The sequence below is a fragment of the Simkania sp. genome, from assembly GCF_965215465.1.
GTDB lineage: Bacteria > Chlamydiota > Chlamydiia > Chlamydiales > Simkaniaceae > Simkania.
In genome coordinates this window covers 1,504,169-1,523,920 of record NZ_OZ244056.1, presented here as the reverse complement: position 1 = coordinate 1,523,920, position 19,752 = coordinate 1,504,169, and the positions used below count along the sequence as shown (strand labels likewise).

Annotated in this window: 19 protein-coding genes; 8 read left to right on the top strand and 11 right to left on the bottom strand. The window is 43.3% G+C overall.

Annotated features, from left to right (window positions below; translation table 11 throughout):
- Positions 1 to 11: 11 nt before the first annotated feature.
- Positions 12 to 542 carry an ester cyclase gene (locus tag ACOOFG_RS07065; RefSeq protein WP_420420774.1) on the bottom strand — a complete coding sequence of 177 codons (531 nt, stop codon included), beginning with the start codon at positions 540 to 542 and terminating at the stop codon, positions 12 to 14.
- Between the two features lie 450 nt (positions 543 to 992).
- Complete coding sequence (locus tag ACOOFG_RS07060) at positions 993 to 1,580, bottom strand: hypothetical protein (protein ID WP_420420773.1); 588 nt, start codon at positions 1,578 to 1,580, stop codon at positions 993 to 995.
- Between the two features lie 438 nt (positions 1,581 to 2,018).
- On the opposite strand from ACOOFG_RS07060, the gene ACOOFG_RS07055 reads away from it, so the two are divergent.
- Positions 2,019 to 3,110 carry a protein kinase domain-containing protein gene (locus ACOOFG_RS07055; protein WP_420420772.1) on the top strand — a complete coding sequence of 364 codons (1,092 nt, stop codon included), beginning with the start codon at positions 2,019 to 2,021 and terminating at the stop codon, positions 3,108 to 3,110.
- A 16-nt stretch (positions 3,111 to 3,126) separates the two neighbouring features.
- Positions 3,127 to 3,444 (top strand): hypothetical protein, encoded by a 318-nt coding sequence (locus ACOOFG_RS07050; protein ID WP_420420771.1) that lies wholly within the window; start codon positions 3,127 to 3,129, stop codon positions 3,442 to 3,444.
- Here ACOOFG_RS07050 and ACOOFG_RS07045 read toward each other — a convergent pair.
- Genes ACOOFG_RS07045 through glpK form a run of 4 tightly spaced genes read right to left on the bottom strand, consistent with a single transcriptional unit; the run spans position 3,432 to position 8,069 of the window.
- Positions 3,432 to 4,259, bottom strand: coding sequence for a hypothetical protein (locus tag ACOOFG_RS07045; RefSeq protein ID WP_420420770.1), 828 nt, complete (start codon positions 4,257 to 4,259; stop codon positions 3,432 to 3,434). The genes ACOOFG_RS07050 and ACOOFG_RS07045 overlap by 13 nt on opposite strands.
- Before the next feature lie 13 nt (positions 4,260 to 4,272).
- Positions 4,273 to 5,820, bottom strand: a complete 1,548-nt coding sequence (locus ACOOFG_RS07040) for a glycerol-3-phosphate dehydrogenase/oxidase (RefSeq protein ID WP_420420769.1) — start codon at positions 5,818 to 5,820, stop codon at positions 4,273 to 4,275.
- Positions 5,821 to 6,588: an acetolactate decarboxylase gene (gene budA, locus ACOOFG_RS07035; RefSeq protein ID WP_420420768.1), complete on the bottom strand. Its 768-nt coding sequence runs from the start codon at positions 6,586 to 6,588 to the stop codon at positions 5,821 to 5,823.
- Positions 6,585 to 8,069, bottom strand: coding sequence for a glycerol kinase GlpK (gene glpK / locus ACOOFG_RS07030; RefSeq protein WP_420420767.1), 1,485 nt, complete (start codon positions 8,067 to 8,069; stop codon positions 6,585 to 6,587). The genes budA and glpK overlap by 4 nt, the downstream gene beginning before the upstream one ends.
- Before the next feature lie 85 nt (positions 8,070 to 8,154).
- Here glpK and ACOOFG_RS07025 point away from each other — a divergent pair, with 85 nt between their 5' ends.
- Positions 8,155 to 8,889 (top strand): MIP/aquaporin family protein, encoded by a 735-nt coding sequence (locus ACOOFG_RS07025; protein ID WP_420420766.1) that lies wholly within the window; start codon positions 8,155 to 8,157, stop codon positions 8,887 to 8,889.
- A gap of 1 nt (position 8,890) precedes the next feature.
- Complete coding sequence (locus tag ACOOFG_RS07020; protein WP_420420765.1) at positions 8,891 to 10,045, top strand: cation:proton antiporter; 1,155 nt, start codon at positions 8,891 to 8,893, stop codon at positions 10,043 to 10,045.
- Here ACOOFG_RS07020 and ACOOFG_RS07015 read toward each other — a convergent pair.
- Positions 10,023 to 11,354, bottom strand: coding sequence for a Fic family protein (locus ACOOFG_RS07015; RefSeq protein WP_420420764.1), 1,332 nt, complete (start codon positions 11,352 to 11,354; stop codon positions 10,023 to 10,025). The two genes, ACOOFG_RS07020 and ACOOFG_RS07015, sit on opposite strands and share 23 nt — an antisense overlap.
- Before the next feature lie 135 nt (positions 11,355 to 11,489).
- On the opposite strand from ACOOFG_RS07015, the gene ACOOFG_RS07010 reads away from it, so the two are divergent.
- Positions 11,490 to 11,660, top strand: coding sequence for a hypothetical protein (locus ACOOFG_RS07010; protein ID WP_420420763.1), 171 nt, complete (start codon positions 11,490 to 11,492; stop codon positions 11,658 to 11,660).
- Position 11,661: 1 nt separating this feature from the next.
- On the opposite strand, the gene ACOOFG_RS07005 is transcribed toward ACOOFG_RS07010, so the two are convergent.
- The gene (locus tag ACOOFG_RS07005) at positions 11,662 to 13,425 is read right to left on the bottom strand and encodes a serine hydrolase (RefSeq protein WP_420420762.1); all 1,764 of its coding nucleotides are present in this window, start codon (positions 13,423 to 13,425) and stop codon (positions 11,662 to 11,664) included.
- Between the two features lie 79 nt (positions 13,426 to 13,504).
- Here ACOOFG_RS07005 and murJ point away from each other — a divergent pair, with 79 nt between their 5' ends.
- From murJ to ACOOFG_RS06990, 3 genes are all read left to right on the top strand, one after another.
- Positions 13,505 to 15,067 (top strand): murein biosynthesis integral membrane protein MurJ, encoded by a 1,563-nt coding sequence (murJ, locus tag ACOOFG_RS07000; RefSeq protein ID WP_420420761.1) that lies wholly within the window; start codon positions 13,505 to 13,507, stop codon positions 15,065 to 15,067.
- Positions 15,068 to 15,246: 179 nt separating this feature from the next.
- Positions 15,247 to 15,996: a hypothetical protein gene (locus ACOOFG_RS06995; RefSeq protein ID WP_420420760.1), complete on the top strand. Its 750-nt coding sequence runs from the start codon at positions 15,247 to 15,249 to the stop codon at positions 15,994 to 15,996.
- Positions 15,997 to 16,214: 218 nt separating this feature from the next.
- Positions 16,215 to 16,631: a hypothetical protein gene (locus ACOOFG_RS06990; RefSeq protein ID WP_420420759.1), complete on the top strand. Its 417-nt coding sequence runs from the start codon at positions 16,215 to 16,217 to the stop codon at positions 16,629 to 16,631.
- A 497-nt stretch (positions 16,632 to 17,128) separates the two neighbouring features.
- On the opposite strand, the gene ACOOFG_RS06985 is transcribed toward ACOOFG_RS06990, so the two are convergent.
- The 3 genes from ACOOFG_RS06985 to mnmA form a co-directional block, all read right to left on the bottom strand.
- Complete coding sequence (locus ACOOFG_RS06985) at positions 17,129 to 17,452, bottom strand: hypothetical protein (protein ID WP_420420758.1); 324 nt, start codon at positions 17,450 to 17,452, stop codon at positions 17,129 to 17,131.
- Between the two features lie 31 nt (positions 17,453 to 17,483).
- Entirely contained in the window at positions 17,484 to 18,398 is a 915-nt protein-coding gene (locus ACOOFG_RS06980; RefSeq protein ID WP_420420757.1) for a hypothetical protein, read from the bottom strand.
- A 242-nt stretch (positions 18,399 to 18,640) separates the two neighbouring features.
- Positions 18,641 to 19,717, bottom strand: a complete 1,077-nt coding sequence (gene mnmA, locus ACOOFG_RS06975) for a tRNA 2-thiouridine(34) synthase MnmA (RefSeq protein WP_420420756.1) — start codon at positions 19,715 to 19,717, stop codon at positions 18,641 to 18,643.
- Between the last annotated feature and the right edge of the window lie 35 nt (positions 19,718 to 19,752).

Genomic DNA, 19,752 nt, shown 5'->3' with positions numbered 1-19,752 from the left:
CCTATCTCGCTCTAGAGGACGATGTAACCGATTTGTTTCATCACTCCAAGTTCATTCCATACCTCATTGATGTGGGAGATTTTTCCTCCATCAAAGGTGAAAATAGCAAACACTTTGATCACTACAGGTTTATTGGTCGCCTCTACTCCAAGAAAAGACCCAGTTTGGACTCCTGTCATTTGGACACGAGCCATCACTTTGTTGCCATCAGCCATCATTTCAATGATTTTGATGTCGAGATCGCGAAAAGCTTTGTGCAAAGAAGCAAGACGGACTTTCATGTTTTTGCTAAAGGCATCGTATTTGCTGTAGGCAGAGTCGAAAACTACTGTTGAATCTTGGACTCCATAATTGTTTTTGAGCAGTTCGTCTAAAGCTTGAGGATTATTCTTTTGGAAAGCGGTGTAGAAATCCTTAACGGTCTCTTTATTATATGTTTGGGGGTTGGTTTCTCCTCGAGGTGTGACGATTTGGGAGATTAGTGGCTCCTCAGCAAAAGCAAAAAGAGGCAAGAGCAATAAGACTAATAAGAACCTTCTCATGGGACGGTGACCTCATCCTAATTCCTGTTTTTTTTTCCTTTTCTCATATCTATTTTTTAAACTCAAATAGACTCAAAAAGGATCGGAAGAGTGAGCTCTAAGATTCTTATATTTAGAGGGTAAAAAAAAGAGCGCTCAATGCCACTTTTTTTGCAGCCATGTCTGCGCTCTTGTAGTTTTTGACTACTGATTTTTAGGATGTTGCGTCCTTATCTTACTGAAATGATCAGTAGTTCATCCCAGCTGACTTCAGAGCTTTGATTTTCAGTAGCTTCACTAGAGTTAGTGTTAAGAAAAATACGCATAATTTCCTCCCAATTAGATTCCTTCTTAAGCTAATTTTAACTATTTCTTTATTTAGTGGAAATATTTTTTTAACTTATTAATTCTGAATCTATTGTAAAGAGTTTCCTTATAAGTTTTTGATAGTGAGGAGATTGAGACTTCTCTTTAGGGGTGGTGAAAGGACCTTCCCTGGGGACGGTGCTGAAAGTGGTGATCTCCTTGCTGAGGGTGAGGATGCTCATGAGGATGAGAATGTTCATGTGTGTGTGGATGATCGTGAGAGGGGAACTGTCCGGAATGGTGAGGCCAGCTTTTATTGTGTTTATATGGGAAATTCGGGTCGTTCTTATGCTTGTTGTAGTAGCCTTGCCACTTTTGGCTCCAAGTAGTGTGCCAATAATTGTTCCAGTGGTTGTTCCAGTTGACATTTTTTACATAAACATTGGTATGTCCATTCCAATAATATCCATTATGTCCAACCCAATACCCATCCCACCACATAAAACCCATCATGAAGAGAGTGAAGTAAATGCTAGCATTCTGTCCTTGGTTTGCATTCCCAACATCAACCTGCTGAGTTTGCGGGTTATAGGGGAAGACTTGTTGGCTCATGTTTCCATTTCCATCAACGACAATTGCGTTGACTTGGCTGGAAGTTGTTGTGATATTTGTAGCGCCTTCGATATTGATAACGTCTCCAAATACATACATTGAAACAAAAACAAAGAGAAAAAAGAGCGCAGCTCTAAGCATCTTGAGACCTCCAAGCAAAGAAGAATATATTTTTCGATATAGGTGAAAGACGGAATATCCTCAAGAAACTTCAATCTTGAGAAGGGAGGTTGATCGAAACCTGTTTGGTGGCATTTGATAGGGGAAGAGAAGGATAGCATTCGGGTTTAGATGTTTCACAAATACTTAATAATCAGGTAAATACGGTTTTCAGTCCTAGGTCTCAGTTTATCAAGGTCAACTACAATTCTTTTATAATTCTGTAATCTATTAATAGTCAAAGACAAGAATGTTTATTTTATAATTTAACTAAATTAATTACTTATTTTAAATATTATTTATGATATAATATATTTTTAAGGTTAGTTTTGTCCATATTTAATTCTCATTGAATTTCGATAGCTACTTCTTTGGGGATATGGGGCCTGACAAGAAGGTATGGAAAAAGGGGAGAAAAGCATGTCTATTTCAAATATGTGTTCAAAAACACATGGTTCTGATTTTCACGGTTTATCCAAGCAATCAATTGATCATGATCAAGAGAGCCATGATACGTCACAACCAGTTCATACAAAAGAGCGTCGTGACAAAAAGCCTGAACTTTCAGCTCGGCATATTACAGTAGAATGTGGCAGTTGTGAAAAAGAAAGTCCTGAATGGGCACAACGATCTCTTCAGACTACGGAAGGATATAGAGGAGAAGAAGATTCAGAAGAGACCGAATTGCCAAGGAAAGCTTCTACTCATGGAGAAACACGAAAAGCTCTATCTAAACATTTCACTGAAGAGACCTACACCATGCTATCTCAAGTTCTCGAAACGGATTTTTATGACACTGCTTCTGTAGAGCGAACGGATAGAATTATAGATCAAATTGGTCACCATTTTGGTACTATGTCTGTTTCAAAGATCGGAAACGGAGCGAATTCCACTGCATTTATAGTGCAGGTTGAAAACTCAAGGCAAGAGTGTATTTTAAGATTATTTCCTCCATCGACCCTTCAAAAAGCCTATGTCGCAAATAGTTATAAACTTAATGAAGATTACATTGGTGGAGAATGGCTCAGTGTGGTACTTGACCATCCAAATCTTGCTGGTAATACCCATATCATTGCTTATGATCCTCAAGCTGATACCTTCGAAATTCTCGATCAAGAACAAGTTCAGAAGTTGTTTGACTCACCAGAAATCCTCGGGAATGGAAAGGAACTCATAGCTGTTGGAACGATTGGAAATTACGCTGCAGGATCTCAAGACCTAGAAAAAGTCTTAGAAGGTAGAAAAAAACTCTTTGGTAAGGAGCTTCAAGGTATCTTGAAAGATCTTTTTAAGGGTGCGACAGCTTTAGGCCAAAAAAAGATCTGTCATAGAGACCTAAAAGAATCTAATGTGATTCGAATTCGGTCTGGCCATGTGAAAATCATTGATTATGGAACAGCTGGCATCGAAAGAGAGAATGGTAGAACATCGGACCAAACCGGAGATCGAAGTGTTCACCCACCTGAAAGCTTTAGTGATACCGATAGGTATAATAAGTCGCAAGACAGATAGTTACAGCTTATTCCGAATGGCGTATTCGCTTGCATCAGGGCAAGATCTTTTCCAAGGGGTTAAACTCTTTAAAGATTTGAAAGTTTTGCATAAGAAATTTGAGCAGAGCGTACATTTACAGCAAAACTTACGCAATGTTCTTGAGACAGATCCTAATCTTTTTTGGGCTGATCCAGAACTTAAGGATGTCATGGCAAAAGTCGGAGCAGCAGATGCATCAGAGCGTGTACACGCAGAAGAAGCTCTAGAGATGCCTTATTTCGAAATGCGCGTACATCCAGATTTAAGTTCTTCTAATCCTGGACAATTTTCAGATAAATTTTACGAAGAGTAAAACTTCTCATCTTTTGTCTGGATTGCTTGTGACTGAAGCGACCACTGCAGCCACTTGGCGAGGTTGTCCATTAAAATAGATGAAGGAAGAGTGCGTCCCCCTTCAACCCCGATGGTTTCAATGGTAAATGAGGCAGGCATACGTGCTCGCAAGATGGCGTCTTGATAGCCCACGTAGGGCTGAGAGGAAAAGACGAGACAACTTCCTGGAAAAGGAGTGAGCTCAATCCAAGCAATGACTGTACTCTCTGTGGTCGCGCGGTCACGTCCATGTGCAGGACCGGAGTGAACGACAGTCAGAGGAAGGTTTCTGAGTGTTTCAGGCATTGTTGTTTGATCCCAGATGCGTACCATCATTTCGGTTTCAGAGTGCAAATCAGGGCACTCTTCAGAAGGACGTAATTCTCTTGTTCCTGTGAGAAAAATCACCTCATCAAAGCGGACTCCACGTTGCCATTCTTCGACGAGGAAATCGATCCGTTTTTGGACTGAGGGGCGTAGCGCTCCTAAGATTACTGCGTAGTTGTACTGGGTATTTTTAGCATGAACAGTTTGAAAACAGCCAAGCTCTTCCAAAAGGGGAAGAAGCGTGTCGCGCTCTTCTTCAAACCGGTTTGTAAAGTTCCATCGATCACCTTTTTGATGACACTTTTCTTTGAGTTGAGCAGTGAGAGTTTCGAGGGGAGCATCAGGGGAGATTTCAAGTGTTTCAAAAATGGCGATGAGGGGAGGCGAAAGCTCACCTTCTGGGGTGAGCAAGCTCGAAAACCCCATGGAGCAGAAAAGGAGAATTGAAAGTAAAAGAGACCTAAACATGCTTAAATTATCTTCAAGGAAGATAAATATTTGCAAGCTCTTTGAATTCCTTGACTTGGCTTTCTTCCCAGGATTTGGGCAACCCTCGTTCTTTCGCAATGAGACTGGCGACTTCAGGGGCAACGGCCATAGCAATGTGGGCATCGATCAGCAGGCTGCGCGTGCGGCGCGAGAGAACGTCTTCAACGGTTCGGGCCATTTCTTCGCGTACAGCCCAGATGACTTCACCTTTCATGTAAGGGAGACGATTGCTCAGCAGCTCTTTGTAAGAGGGGTCTTCACTCAGGACTTTCTCGAGTTTTTCTCTATCAGATCCATAAGCGCTCCAAGGATCTATGGGGTCGACCTGATCGAGCCATCCATGCAATTGAAGTGTTTTGGTACGACAAGGACATTCGGCTAAACCGCCCACCACTATGGCTTTGTCGATGACATCTTCTGCCATTTTTCGGTAGGTGGTCCATTTTCCTCCTGCAACTGTAACAAGACCTGTTTCAGAAACAATGATCGAATGGTCACGGGAGAGAGCTGCTGTCTTTTTTCCTTGGTGGGCGATAAGAGGGCGCAGTCCAGCAAAAACGCTGAGAATGTCAGAGCGGTTGGGGCGTTTTGTCAGGTATTTTCCAGCATGTTTGAGGACGAATTCGATTTCGTCTTCTAGGGGCTTGGGTTCTAAGCTTTTTTCTTTGATGAGGGTATCAGTTGTCCCAACGAGAATGCGATCATGCCAAGGAACCATGAAAAGAACACGTCCATCATCTGTGTGAGGGATCAAAATCGCCGTTTCACTTTCAAGAAAGTGTTTTTCTAAAACAATGTGAATGCCTTGACTTGGTTGGATAATGGATGGGGCCTGAGGCTTGTCCATGTGTCGGATATCATCTGAAAAAACCCCTGTTGCGTTGATGATCACTTTAGCGTAGAGCTCTTTCTTCTCTTGTGTTTCCTGATCTTCGATGACAACACCCGTGAGGTGGTTTTTATCTTTAATCAAACTTGTGACTTTCATGTAGTTTAAGATGGTGGCGCCATGGTCAGCAGCGGTTTGGGCTAAGGTGAATGCTAAACGGGAGTCATCAAATTGCCCATCGTAATAAACAGTTCCTCCACGGAGCCCTTCGGGTTCGAGGTTTGGCAGCGCTCCTAACGTTTCTTCGCGGGACAGATGTTTGGAAGGTTCCAGGCCTAGTTTCCCTGCAAGCATATCGTAAATCTTCAGCCCAATGCCATAGAAAGGACCTTCCCACCATTTGTAACTCGGGACGAAAAAAGCGCGGTGATAAATGAGATGGGGTGCGTTTTGGCACAGGCGTCCTCTTTCTCGCAAGGCTTCTAAGACGAGTGCGATGTTACCTTGCTGCAAATAACGGAGTCCTCCATGAATGAGCTTGGTGCTGCGTGAAGAAGTGGCCTTTGCAAAGTCGTGTTGTTCCACTAAAAGAGTATGCAATCCGCGAGAGGCGGCATCAACTGCTGCTCCCAGTCCAGTGGCTCCACCTCCGATGATGATCACATCCCAGTTCTCTTCTCGAAGGTTTCTCAGCATGTCTTCGCGTTTCATCTAGTACCCCTTCAGTTCGGGTTGTTCCACGTCATGGATCTCATCGAGATCTTTTCTTAAGTTTGCTTCAGCAAACCTAGCACTGTCTGGAAAGTGGATTTTTAAATTTTGACACGGTTGAAAATAACAGGTACCTGATTTTGTCGAAACATCGAGGACGTGGCCTCCTTTTGTGAGGTCTGCACTGATGAAGTGAAAGTGAAATCCACCGACATTGACTCCATTGAGGTATTCGGGAAAGTAGTAGCCGACAAGCGTTCCTTTGATATCATAAAAATCGTATTCGTTTTGTTTTTTGACAGCATGCATCAGATTGGAGTAGGGAGGATCTTGTTTGGGTAAGCTACGGAGGTGAAGGTGGCGAAATGATCCTTCAATTTTGATGGCATGAGGGGTGTTTTTTTGCTTAATGAGGGGAAGAAGAAGTCTTCCTAGATGTTCAAAATTTCTTGAGCTCAGGAGCTTTTGAGAAAAGCTACTATTGAAAAATGTGATCACAGCAAAGGGAGTCGTTTGTTTAGGATCTACTTGGCTTAGAGTTCCGTTGGGTGAGTCTTGGTAAAAGAGACCATCGAGTGCCACCATTTCCCCATTGATTTGGTTAAAAGTCCCGAGACCAAAATTTCCTTGCTTCTCCACTTCCGCGTAAGTCATGGATCCGTCATAGACTCCTTGCATGAGCGCACTAAACGTAGAGACTTGAAAGATCTGAGATTCCTCTGAAAAAAGAGAAAAAAGGGGGAGGAGAAAAAACCAAAAATATTTCATGAATTGCCCCATGTTTGAATGCACTGTACTGCGTTTTTCCATTGTTTTTTCTTTTGCTTCAATTCAGCTTTGTCAAGAGTGGGTAAAAACTCGCGCTCTTTTTGCCAAAGTTTTTGAATTTCATCTTGGCTCTTCCAATATCCGACAGCGAGTCCTGCTAAAAAACCAGCTCCAAGAGCAGAGACTTCTTTCCATTTAGGTCGAATGAGTGGAATATTTAAGAAATTCGTCTGAATTTGCATCAGTAAATTGTCTTCGACGGCGCCTCCATCGACGCGCAATTCTTCAATTTCTGTTCCTTTTTGCATGAGCTCAATCACATCAGCGACTTGAAAAGCGATACCTTCTAATGACGCAAGCGCAATGTGCTCTTTGGTGGTGCCTCGCGTGATTCCCATGATGGCACCTCGAGCATTCGGATCCCAATAAGGTGCACCGAGCCCGGTAAAAGCAGGAACAAACACCACACCCTCAGAGTCGACAGCTGATTGCGCGAGTGTCTCGACGTCTCTTGAGTGTTTAATGATTCCAAGATTGTCGCGGAGCCATTGGACGACAGCTCCACCGATGAAGACACTTCCTTCAAGGGCGTACTTTGTCTCGTTTCCAATTTTGTAGGCAACAGTTGTCAGCAGGTGGTGTTTAGACTTCACAGGTGTGTTTCCCGTGTTCATTAAAATGAAACATCCTGTTCCATAAGTCACTTTGCCCATTCCTTCATGAAAGCACGATTGTCCGAAAAGGGCGGCTTGTTGGTCTCCAGCAATTCCTCCAATGGGAGTGGCGGTAGAACAAACATCGCCTGAGCATTCGCCATAGATTTCGCTTGAACCTTTCACTTCGGGCAATAGAGAGCGAGGAATGGAGAGAATCTCAAGAAGTTCTTCATCCCACTCTCCTGTGTGGATGTTGTACATCAGTGTGCGGGAGGCATTGGTGGCATCAGTCACATGTTGACGTCCTTCTGTCAGCTTCCAAACGAGCCAGGAATCAACTGTGCCAAATGCCAGTTCTCCTTTTTCGGCGCGTTCACGAGCATGGGGAATGTTATCGAGAATCCACTTGAGCTTTGTTCCAGAAAAGTAAGGGTCGAGTAAGAGCCCTGTTTTTTCTTGGAAGAGAGATTCGTATCCGTCGTACTTGAGTTTTTGGCAAAGATCTTTGGTCCGTCTGTCTTGCCAAACAATTGCATTGCAAATGGGGCGGGATGTTTTCCGATCCCAAACAACGGTTGTTTCCCGTTGATTGGTGATCCCAATTCCAGCGATGTCGCGCATGTTGAGATGAGCGGATGCAAGAGCTCCGGCAACAACGGAAGCTTGTGAAGACCAAATTTCAGAGGCATCATGTTCGACCCAACCCGGTTTTGGGAAAATTTGTCGAAACTCCTTTTGAGCGATCCCAATAATGTTTCCTTCATGATCCACAACAAGTGCTCTTGAGCTTGTTGTTCCCTGGTCCAAGGCTAAAATATACCGCATAGCTCTACCTACGTCTCCTCACTTGTACCTTTTCATTGAAATCTGCTATATGTCAACATATTATTTTTAAACCCAAGTGACGACCATGACAATATTCTGGGGTGAATTCATTGGAACCTTGTTACTCATCCTCTTAGGGAATGGGTCTGTTGCAAACGTGTTACTCAAAAAATCGAAAGGGGAAGCCTCAGGTTGGATTGTGATTACAACAGCCTGGGGATTTGCCGTTGCCATGGCCGTCTATACGATCGGATGGGCGACGGGAGGTCATATTAATCCCGCTGTCACCTTTGGCCTGGCCATTGCAGGAAAAACACCTTGGGCCCTGACCCCCTTTTATTTTATCGGTCAGCTTTTAGGTGCGATGGTCGGAGCACTGCTGGTTTGGTGGACCTATCATGCCCACTTCGAAAAGTCTGAAAATAAGACACACAAGCTGCTCATTTTTTGTACGCAGCCAGCGATTCGGAGAATTTCATGGAATTTTGTGACAGAGGTCATTGCGACAGCAGTTCTCTTGATCGGAGTACTTGGAATCTTTAACTTTCACAATGGACTTGCCTGTGGTGTGGGACCACTTGCAGTGGGCTTTTTGGTTTTTAGCATTGGTTTATCTTTAGGCGGTCCCACAGGGTTTGCTATCAATCCCGCGCGCGATTTAGGTCCTCGGATCATGCATGCCCTCCTTCCTGTTCAGGGAAAAGGGGATTCTGATTGGGATTACGCTTGGGTCCCCATCTTAGGTCCGCTCATTGGTTCGGGGATTGGAACATTGATTTACCTCTTTATTATTAACCCTCTCATTCCTTTGGGGACGTAAGTTGGTTTGGGTCACGCTCACAGCATTTTTTCTTCTTCTCATCTCATGGGTGACGAAAAAACTGCATCATGTTCTGGGCTTGCTCACCTTGATTTGCCTCATTTTTGGAATCGCTCTTGGCTATTTCCATCAAATTCCTTCTCTTAAAGCGATTCAAACGTTATCCCAAATTCCTTTAGTCTTGTTTCTATTTATCGATGGCATTCGCATTCACGTTCCCAAGATCATCCACTACCACCGAGAAGCCTTCCGTCAACTCACTATTGGTTTTTTCATCCAAGCGTTTTTAGGAGCTGTTTTAGCTCATTATTTTTTGGCTTTGCCTTGGATGGCTTCGACTTTACTTGGTCTAGCCCTGGCAACAATTGATCTAAAAGCAACCCCTATGCCCATTGAGTCGAAAAGGGTTCCTCCTCGTATTGCCCAAGTGCTCAATTTAGAAACCTCTGTCACGCCTATTTTGACGGTTTTGCTCTTTATGATTTTTACAGCAAAGTGTCTTGTTGCACTTCTCCTTCCGATTCCCATTGGAGTAGCCTTAGGATATGGGATCATTTATCTGACCCGCCTTGCCTTGAAAAGCCACCTTGCCCATCGCCCTTTTGTGATCAGTAGTTTGTTTGTCGCTCCTTTTGCCTTATTCTATCTTTGTGAATGCTTTCGCTGGAATGGGTACATGGGGGTGATTGCCTTAGCCTTGACAATGGGGCATGCTGGTCGCTCGCTTTGTGACGGTTTGTTTGACTTTGGCCGTCGACAAGGACGCCTTCTCTTTTTTCTTTTTGTTATTACCTTTGGCTGTCAGATTTTAGGATCGCTTGCGCACTCTCTGACTGGAAAGATGATTTTCTATGCCATTCTTTCTCTTTTTGTGATCCGGTTCATTGGAGTGATGGTGAGCTTTTGGGGCAGTAAATTCCAATGGAAAACTGTTTGTTTTTGCGCCTTTTTTGGGCCACGAGCCTTGGTGCCTGCAGCTTTAGCACTGCTGGCTCTCCCCTATGATTTACAAGTCTATGCCACACTTTATGGCGCTGTCTTGCTGTCTCTTCTCTTTCACACCCTCTTTTCATTTTCAGTCACATATTGGTATAGCCATGCGATTCTAGAAACGGGGAAGGCCGAGTTTTTGCCTACCGTTTCGTTTCCTCATTAGTGAGAAGGGCTGAAAGATTGTCAGGGGAAGTGAAGACCAAAGCGTTTCTTATACGACGTTGCATGAGATAGCCTCGCTTCTCAAGTGCACGTAGATCATGTCGCGCCGTTTCATAGGCAATGTGGTGGTAGTTTTTGTGTGTATCGATGGTGAAGGGTTGCCTTGGAAAACGCAAAGCATAGGCAAGCAAGGCGCGTTGCCTGTGGTTGAAGAGTTCTCCTGATCGGAAAAGCTCTGTCACTTTGGCGAGCTGCTCCGTTTTACGTGTGATGTATTGGTTCAATGCTGAGAGCGACCTTTCAATCACTTTCGATTGATAGATGATGAAGTAGGTGAGGTCATTGTCATCGGTTTCTGTTTGAAGAAAGGAGATAGCATATTTGGAGGGGGCTCGTAAAATCACTTCTGAAATCGAAATAAACTCAAAGAGCCAATACCCTTGCCTGAGCATGGACCAATAGAATAGAGCCCGGGCTGTTCTTCCATTCCCATCAACGAAGGGATGATCATAAGCAAGCCAAAAGTGCAAGATGATGGCGCGGATGACTGGGTGGACAAAATAATCGGGCGTTTTTCCATTGGCAAAGTCGCACATGGCTTTGAGTCGTTTACGCAACTGACTTGATGGTGGGGGATTGTGCAAGATTTCGTGGGTGGAGACATCTTCGATGATCACACTTTCTTCTTTTTTTCTCAGCCGGCCTGCGGCCTCTTCTTTATCGAGTGTTTTTTCTGTGACTTGTTTGTGGATTTCAAAAATCAATCTTTCTGCCAGGGGTAAATCTTTCCACTGTTGAATTCGTTGCATCATTTGGTAGTTATTGAGCACCATCTGCTCATTCTTATCTCGAGGAGGTCGCCCTGTTCTGAGCATGGCTTTTGCAGCGGCACGAACTGTGACGGCTCCTTCTAACTGGCTCGAAGTGATCGCTTCTTGCATCAGGGAGCGGGCAAGGTATTGATTGCGCGTTTGAGGATTCATGATCGGTTCTGGAACTCCAATTGATCCTCCAGAACCAAGATCGATTTTGTGTAGTTGTTCGGTCACAAAATCAGTCATGGTGTAGTTGAATAAACTACCCTTCAGGTCTTTCAAAGCAATTTCTTTGCGACCACCCATCCGATGCATTTTAATCCCTACCCACCACTCTTCAAGAGTTAAACCTTCAGGAGGGGTGAGATGGCGCAGAGTGTCCCAATGCCGGTACTTTTTTTTGTTTTCTAAGTCACGCGCAGCACTCAGTGCTTTTTGGAATTTAGAGGCATTTTTGATGCCAGAAACTTTGGGGGGCGTGCGAGGTTTTTTCATTGCAATTTTTACGTTTTAAAAAAATTGTAACAATCCGCTTTGCCTCTTTCAACTCCAAATTTTTTTTAGATAGATAGTGTTTTTCATTTTTTCTGGAAGTAGGTAAGCTGCAGCTCAACATTTATGGGTATTAGAATGTTAAAGACATGTGCTTTTCTCGCTATTTTGCTAACTTTGACTTTTCTTAGTGGGTGTAAAGGATACAACATCACTCTCAGTCGAGATGCGAGTCCACCGATTCTAAAAGAAGCGGCAGACACGCGAGAGCTCATCAATCAAGAAACAGCCACTCTACTCGAAGAGTAGATTAAGAACATGGAGTGGCTTTGAAGACACCTTGAGGTTGCACAATTTTTAAGACCTCAACTTCTGTGTCATTTTTCATAATAAATTCGAAGTGGATGTTATCAAACCCTTTGAGCGTAAAAGTCTTTTTGTCTTGCGGAACTAGTTCATAGAGGGGTTGACCCGGAACCTCGGCTTTTAGCGTCGTGTCTTCAATGAACAGCCTGACAGTAACATTGGCTAATTTGTACTTTCCTTCAAAGATTTTCAAGTACTCCAAGTCGAAGAGGTTTTGGTGGGGTTTTTTGACAAATTGGAGGTCAAAGCCTTCTGTAGGGAGAGGAAGAATCACTTGTTTGACGTTTCCATACCAATCTGTATCAAAGGAAAGGGTAAGCTTAAGAGGGAGAATATCACTTTTTGCTTCTCCATGAAACACATCAAAGTGGAGATGCTCTAAAGGAATCGTTAAACCATGATATTGCATTTTGAGTCCTTCATCATAAACAATTTCTACTTGACCATATGCAGGGTGCTCATAGACTCCAGCGTAATGTTCCAAAGGGTGAGAAGGGGAAGTCCCTTCTTTTGTCGGAAAGCTATCTTCCTCGTTGCTACCTTTATTTGTAAAGAGATCACTGGAAAGGTAGTCTCCATCACCATAACCAAGAAGTGTGCCTAAAATCGCCTTGGTGAGGAGGGTTGCTTCAATTCCTCCTCCTTTATTAGTGAGGACAACGACTCCAATTTTATCGAGTGGAAGAAGCGCGAGATTCGATTGAAATCCATCGATTGAGCCACCATGGGCAACAAGATAGTGCCCTTGAAATGATTGAATGAACCATCCGAGTCCATATGTTTCTAAGAATTCATGGTTAGATTCAGGAAACTGAGAAAGAAAGATGTGAGCGACAGTTTGTGGGCTCATAAGTTGTTTCACATGAGGGGCACCTAAGACGGTTGTTTCTTCAAACTGCCCAAAGTTGAGTAGCATTTTCATCCATGATGTTAAATCAATGAGATTCGAATTGATCGATCCCGCTGGGCCAATATGGGAGATTTCTCGATAGGGAACTTGCAGCGGCTCTTCATCTTTTAAGACATAGGGGAGGGCGACATTTGATAGATATTGCAGCTCAGCGACCGAGAAACTTGAATGGGTCATTTTTAAGGGAGTCATGATCTTTGCCAAGACCCATTTGTTCCAAGGTTTTCCCGTCACTTTCTCAATGACTTTTCCTGCAACCATGTACATCAGGTTTTGGTAATTGAACTTGCTTCGAAATCCTGAAACCGGCTCAAGAAATTGCAATTTGTTGTATAAATCTTCTGTTGAATTTTCACCTAGATACCAAACAAGGTCGTGTCTCGGTAGTCCTGAAACGTGTGTGACAAGATCTCGAATGGTCATTTCTTGGGTAGTATAAGAGTCTTTTAATCGAAAGTCTGGCAAGTAGGAGATGACTTTATCATCCCAGGAGATTTTTCCCTGCTCCACAAGTGTAGCAAGTGCAAACGTTGTAAATGACTTTGTCATCGAGCCGATCATGAAAACAGTTTCATGAGTCACAGGGAGTTTTTCTTCGACATTGCGGTACCCATATCCTTTTGCAAAAACCAGCTTATCATCGACTACCACGCCGACAGCAAGCCCTGGAATTTGGAAGGTTTCTCGAGCTTCTTTTGCCAGTGCGTCGATCTGCTTTAAGTTAATCGCTTCTCTTGAGTAAGAAGATGAGGTAAGGCAGAAGAGGAGAAGTGCGGCTAGTAAAATGGTACGTTTCATCGAATCCTCCGTGTTAATCAAGGGTATTCTATCAGATTTTTGTTGCGGATACAATAGAAACTGGGTGAAAATAGAGGGCATGACACAGCAACTCACGCGCTATTTTTCCTCGGGGATCAAACGCTTTTTTTCTGGCATCTTTCTAAGCCGTTTGACCGGCCTTGGCAGAGATCTCGTGATGGCCTATGCGTTTGGGGATCATCCTACTGTTGCAGCCTTTATGGTGGCGTTCCGTTTTTCGAACTTGCTGCGCAGGTTTTTTGGCGAAGGCCCTCTTCAATCAGCATTCATTCCCCACTTTGAGGGGTTGCGAGCCCAAAATGAGCAGCAAGCCTATGCGTTTTTTAGGCGATTGACTTTTCTACTAGTGGTAGTTTTAGTGGGGTTGACGCTTCTCATTGAAGGAGGGCTCGGAGTTTCGCTCCAGTTCCTCTCACTTTCTCCAGGTAATCGGGAAATTCTAGGACTGACCGCTTTGTTCATGCCCTGTTTGCTTTTCATCTGTTTGTATGGAGTGAACATCGCTGTCTTACAGTGTCACAATGCCTTTTTCCTTCCGAGCATGGCTCCAGCCTTAGCAAATTTTGCCTGGATAGCTGGAGCTCTCTATCTCAAAGGGTGGATGCCTGAGAGGGCAATGGGTCCTCTTGCCAAGTGGGTCGTGATCGGGATTTTCTTGCAATGGCTCGTCACTATCCCGCTTATTTGGAAGAGAATTGGAGGAAATCTCAAGCAGTGGTTTGAGTGGAAAGTTCATCCGGAAGTGAAAAAGCTCGCAAAATCTTTTAGTTTGGGGGCGCTTGGAGTCGGTGCTGTTCAAATCAATGCTTTTTTTGATGCGGTTTTTGCCCGGTGTGCCGACCCCTCAGGCCCAGTTTACTTGTGGTATTCGATCCGGTTTCAACAGCTTGCCCTTGCGATTTTTGGCATGGCAGCTGTGAATACGCTTGTGCCGCTTTTATCGAGAAAGATGAAAGGAGGAGAAATCGAAGAAGCAAAAGGCATTTTTTCCTTCGGTGTACGGCGGGTCCTTACGGTGATGCTTTGCGTGACTCTAGCTATTTTTAGTTTAGGCTACTTTGCCATTGATCTCGTTTATGGAAGGGGAAACTTTTCGCTCCACGCAGTGAATCAAACAACCATTTGTTTTTGGGCTTACAGTGTGGGATTGATCCCTTCAGCTTTGATCATGCTTTCTTCGGCTGTTTTCTATGCTCAAGGAAACTTTCGCACACCGACGATTGCTTCAGCTGCGACGGTCGGCATGAACCTCCTCATGAACACCTTTTTTGTGTTTGGTTTGCATTTGGGAGCGGTTAGCACGGCCTTAGCAACAAGCTTGGGCTCTTGGCTCAACTATTTGCTACTGCGTCAGCTTTTGGTCGGTCAGGGATGGCATGCTCGGTACGAATTATCCGATTTTATTCCTCTTCTAGCTGGAGGAGTTTTGGCGTCACTCATGGCTTATGGAACCTGGGTCGGTTATCTTCAATTCTTTTCTTTCTCATCGCATACTTTGACGCAGCTTTTTCAATTTTTGCTGCCTGCATTGGCCTTTGTTGGGGGGCTCTTTGTCTATGCGCGACTCCGACGCAACCAGGATCTTTTAACAGTTTTCCGCGCCTTTTTGGCTAAAGGGTGATTTTTAATCACTTTTTGCTAAGGGCATGTTGTCTATTACAGCGCGTTTTCTTGAAAAAAGCGCTCAAAAATCCTCACTTTACAATAAAGAAATAGGTTCAAGTTCAAATGATAGCTCTTATTCAAAAAATCAGAAAAGGCGTAAAATTTACGATAAAAAATTAAATGGAGGATTTAACGATGATTAGTGAACTTGGACAAGTTACTTGCAGAACTTTTTCTGATCCAGATTCTTGCTCAGAAGAATACGGAACTTCAATTGGTTGGGGAATGGTGGCATTAGGAGGATCTCTTTTATGCCTTAAAATCATCCAATCCCTAGGTTTATCATGGTCCCAAACAAGACCTCCCCTCACTTCAGAGCCAAAGGGGCCCGATTCTCCGGACCAAGAGCCTTCAAAAACGGGACCTTATTTCTCCTCAGATGAAGTTCTTATGAAGACGATACGCTCACTTTTAGAAGAAAAAAAGATTGTTACTTTCTCCGATGCCAACCGTCTTCAAGAAGCAAACTTTTATGACCACAGCACGCATTCAATTCATTTAGATCGTTTTTCAAAAAGCTCTTTCACACATCCTGTAATGTGGTATAAAAAATCAGATCATAGCCCCAGTAGTTTCATGATTTTCTATTTAATCAAGTCAAATGGAAAAGACAGTGAAAAGGCTTTCTGTGTCATTCACACGCATTTTCCTATTGAAACACGAGAAGTCGTAACAGAAATAACCATTGATAGTGATTTCCAGTTGCGTGCGGAGAAACCGTCTAACCTCGATGAAATACTCATTCGCCAGGCGGATCATCCTGACCGACAAGCTCTTTGGGATTTGTTGACTGAAGGAAAAGAAGTTGTTAGAGGTAATTATACATTCCAGATTGCTAATATTCCGACTTGCTCGTCAGTAAAATCTGCGGCGAGCTCTAGGTAGACCAATAGTCCTCTGCAGTTAGATAGTGTCGTCACATGATACTCAATAATTAATTGACTCCTGGAGAAAATTTCATCGTTGTCCTACTTCTTGAGCCAGCAAGGGAGGCGGGCGTGTCAGACGCCTCGAATTTCTCCCATTGGAAGGCCCCTTCCAACTTGTTTTAATTGACGACACGCGCTACAATATTTAGCGGATTTTATCACAGGAGACTACTTATGTCTGGATTGACTTTCGTTCAAAAACCCCTAATTCATATGGGACTCGGATATGTCCTCGCTGAAGCCGTTCAATCTGTCGGGTTGCAAAATTACACTGCAAGTCGAATTGGCTTCATTGTTTCTGGTTGCATTACAGGTGTTATTGACACCACATATGATACTCACCATTCAGGAGTGGATCACAAAATGGCAAATTGGGTCCATCAAACATTCAATAATGGACAGATCGATCCAAATAGCAAAAAAACTCTGCTGGCTGCTGCGTTTGCTCTTTCCTTTTTTACCAACTTTGCTCTGTTCATTGTCACAGGAAACTACCGCTCATTTGGAAACGTCGCGCTCATGACGGCACTCAACTTTGTAACAGGTTGCGCCACAACTGAGCTCCTAAAGAGTAAGAAGTTCATCAGCTAGAGATGGCCCAGCTTTTTTCGATTAGGATCCTATCTGCAAACTCAGATACTTTGAGTTTGCAGATAGGTTTTAGATAGTGTCGTCTCAAGTTGGTCAATCCTAAAAACAAATCCTGAAGAAAATTTCGATGTTGCTTTCCTTCGAAAGACCAATTTGGGCTACCTGCTATCTAATCTCCTTGAAATTTTCTTTCATGAGTCGCTTGTTTGTTGTCCATCTCGTGACGACTCTATCTAGAGTGATTAAGTATAAATTTTCACTTCGTCAGTTTTATTGTAAACATTAAAAGAATGAATGGCCTCAAGCTTTTTAAGAAGCTCACAAACGGCTTTTAAGTTCTCCTGAAAAATCAATCTTGCTAGAGCAGCATTTCTGCGCTTTATTCCTATAGCTTCGAGCGCATTACATAATACGTCAGACATTTTTACTGGTGTTTGTCTTAACGGCGCGTGTGTACCAATATCTAAGACAAGGCGCCTTGCGGCTCTGAGATTAGGCTAAGCTTTTTTAGCCTTGAGTTGCTCATTAACCAGTGGCATTAAACGTTTTGCGAGCTCTAACTGCTCTTTTGTTAGATTCTCTAGCTTGTTTGGGTTTAAAGTAATTGGTTGCTCGGGAGTCTTGATAGCATTTTTCGCTGCATATTCGTAATACTCTTGTATTTTTTTCCAACGCTTTTCACTAAGATCATTTAGTTTTGGCAAAGCTTTTAAAATCGTTTGGTATTCCACTTCGGTTAGGTGGGGTTTAGCTAGCTCAACTATTGCAAGTTGCATTTCAGTCGGAAGGTCACTCAGGACTCCGCATGTTCCTTTGGTCATTCCCCTTAAGAATCCTACGACTGCGTCCTTCTCATCCATCAAAAAGAGCAACATAACCCTCTTTTGTGATAGGCAAGTTATTGTATTTGACGTCTGCAAACTTAAATTTTGCAGTAAAAATTGCTAACTGTCTAAACAATTCTCTGATGTACTCTTGGGAATTCTCTGAGGCCAGAAAAGAGCGATACAATCCTCGTTGATACTCAAAATCTCCATTAATATTGGCCTTACCTTGCACGATGGCATAGGATCCATTTGAAAGTTCAATTGCGATAGAATGAGGGACTTGAAGTAGAAAAAGACCTTCTTGTTCACAAATGGACCGTGCATGATTTGCTTGGTTGACGTAGGCAGTTGCTTGCTCTTTGTCATATCCATTAAATTCGTTTTCAAAACGTGAAACTTTATAAATCACTTCTGGGGTCTTATCATAAATAAAGCAAATGTGTTCAGGAGCATCAATCCTTGTTATTCCAGTAGGGAGATCGGTATTTGATTTGAATTTTAAATCGTTTGCTTCTGAAATGATCTTTATCACTTCTTTTGGAGGATAAGATAAAGGCAAAGATGGGGCAGGCTGTCGGCTTTTCATAAGGGCACAGGTTTTTTCCTCATACGATATAAAGCCAGACGTCTGTTGATTAGGATCTAATTGGAGGCGGGTGTTAGAGTTTGTAAGTGAGTCTGTAGAAGTTGGACCCCTTTCATTAGAAGTTGGGTGACTCTCATTCGTGGAACTGCATGCTTCGCCTTCCAGGAGCTTAATCCCTTTTCCAATGAGTGATAAAATAGTAAAAGTGGGATAAAGAACAATCCCCAATACGTAGACAACGACTTTGCGTAGCGTTTCTAGATAATAATGATTTTCCTGAATACTTGTATTTATTTCTGCTTGGTAAAGCTCTAAAGGGTATTCCATGTAGCGCGAAATGGATTTAATTGCCATTCTTTTCCTCCAATTTTAGAAGCACTATACGCCCTTCGAGATTAGAATTCAATTAATAGATCTATCAGCACAGTAGTATCAAATTTTTACTTGACGCATGTTGTTTTGTTTGAGGACCAAAAGGAATTGAGCTCTGTTTAGAGGCTTTAGAAAAACATTTACAGACCCGTAACCTCTTAATTTACTTTTACAATATGCATGGCAAAATTGCATTGATGGTTGCATTTTTCAAAGATTGTTAGCTATGAGTTAAGGCTGTGGAGGGTAGGCCCAGCTTTTTCAATGAGGGCACCTCCGAGGCAGGTGTTGTCATCATAAAAGACAACTGATTGGCGGGGCGTGATGGCCCGCATGGGCTGAGGAAACGTTACGTGCATTCTGCCATCTTCGATGGATTCGATCACACAGGGCTCTTCGACTTGCCGGTAGCGGATTTTTGCTTTGCAACTGTAGGGGAATTTAGCAGGCGGTTCATCGACCCACGAAATGTCTGTTGCAAACAGCTCTCGAGAGAAGAGTGCCGGGTGCTCGCTTCCTTGGGCAACTAGGACCACATTCCGCTCAATATCTTTCCCGACAACGAACCAGGCATCACCAGGTCCTCCAATACCCATCCCTTTTCTTTGGCCAATGGTGTAGTACACAGCTCCTTCATGCGTCCCGATGACTTTTCCATCGAGAGTTTCGAAGTGACCTGGACTTTTGGGAATATAATTTTCTAAAAACTCTTTAAAGTTTCGCTTTCCTATAAAACAAATACCTGTGCTATCTTTTTTATCGAAAACGGGAATGTTGGCATCATGTGCGAGTTGACGTACATCTGATTTGAGCATATGCCCAATGGGGAATTGGACGTTTCTTAGGATATCTGACTTGATGGTGTAGAGAAAGTAGCTTTGGTCTTTGCCGGGATCTTGTCCTTTGAGAAGCTGGCTGTTGGATGTTTGGCAGTAATGGCCAGTTGCTAGCACATCGGCTCCGAGAGCAAGGGCCTTTTTGTAGAGGACATTGAACTTGATTTCACGGTTGCAAAGAATGTCGGGGTTGGGAGTGTAGCCTTGCTTGATTTCATCTAAGAAATGGGTGAAAACTTGGTTCCAGTACTCTTCAGCAAAATTGATGCCATAATAGGGAATGTCAAGCGTTTCGCAGACTTTGATGACGTCTTCGTAATCTTTTTCTGCTAGGCAATGTCCTGACGCGTCTTTTTCTTCCCAATTTTTCATGAAGAGTCCAAAGACGTCGTGGCCTGCTTGTTTGAGCAGGTAAGCCGAAACTGAGGAGTCCACTCCTCCTGAAAGAGCTACTGCGATTTTCATAGCTGAAATTATACAGGTTTTTTTCTTAAGAAAAA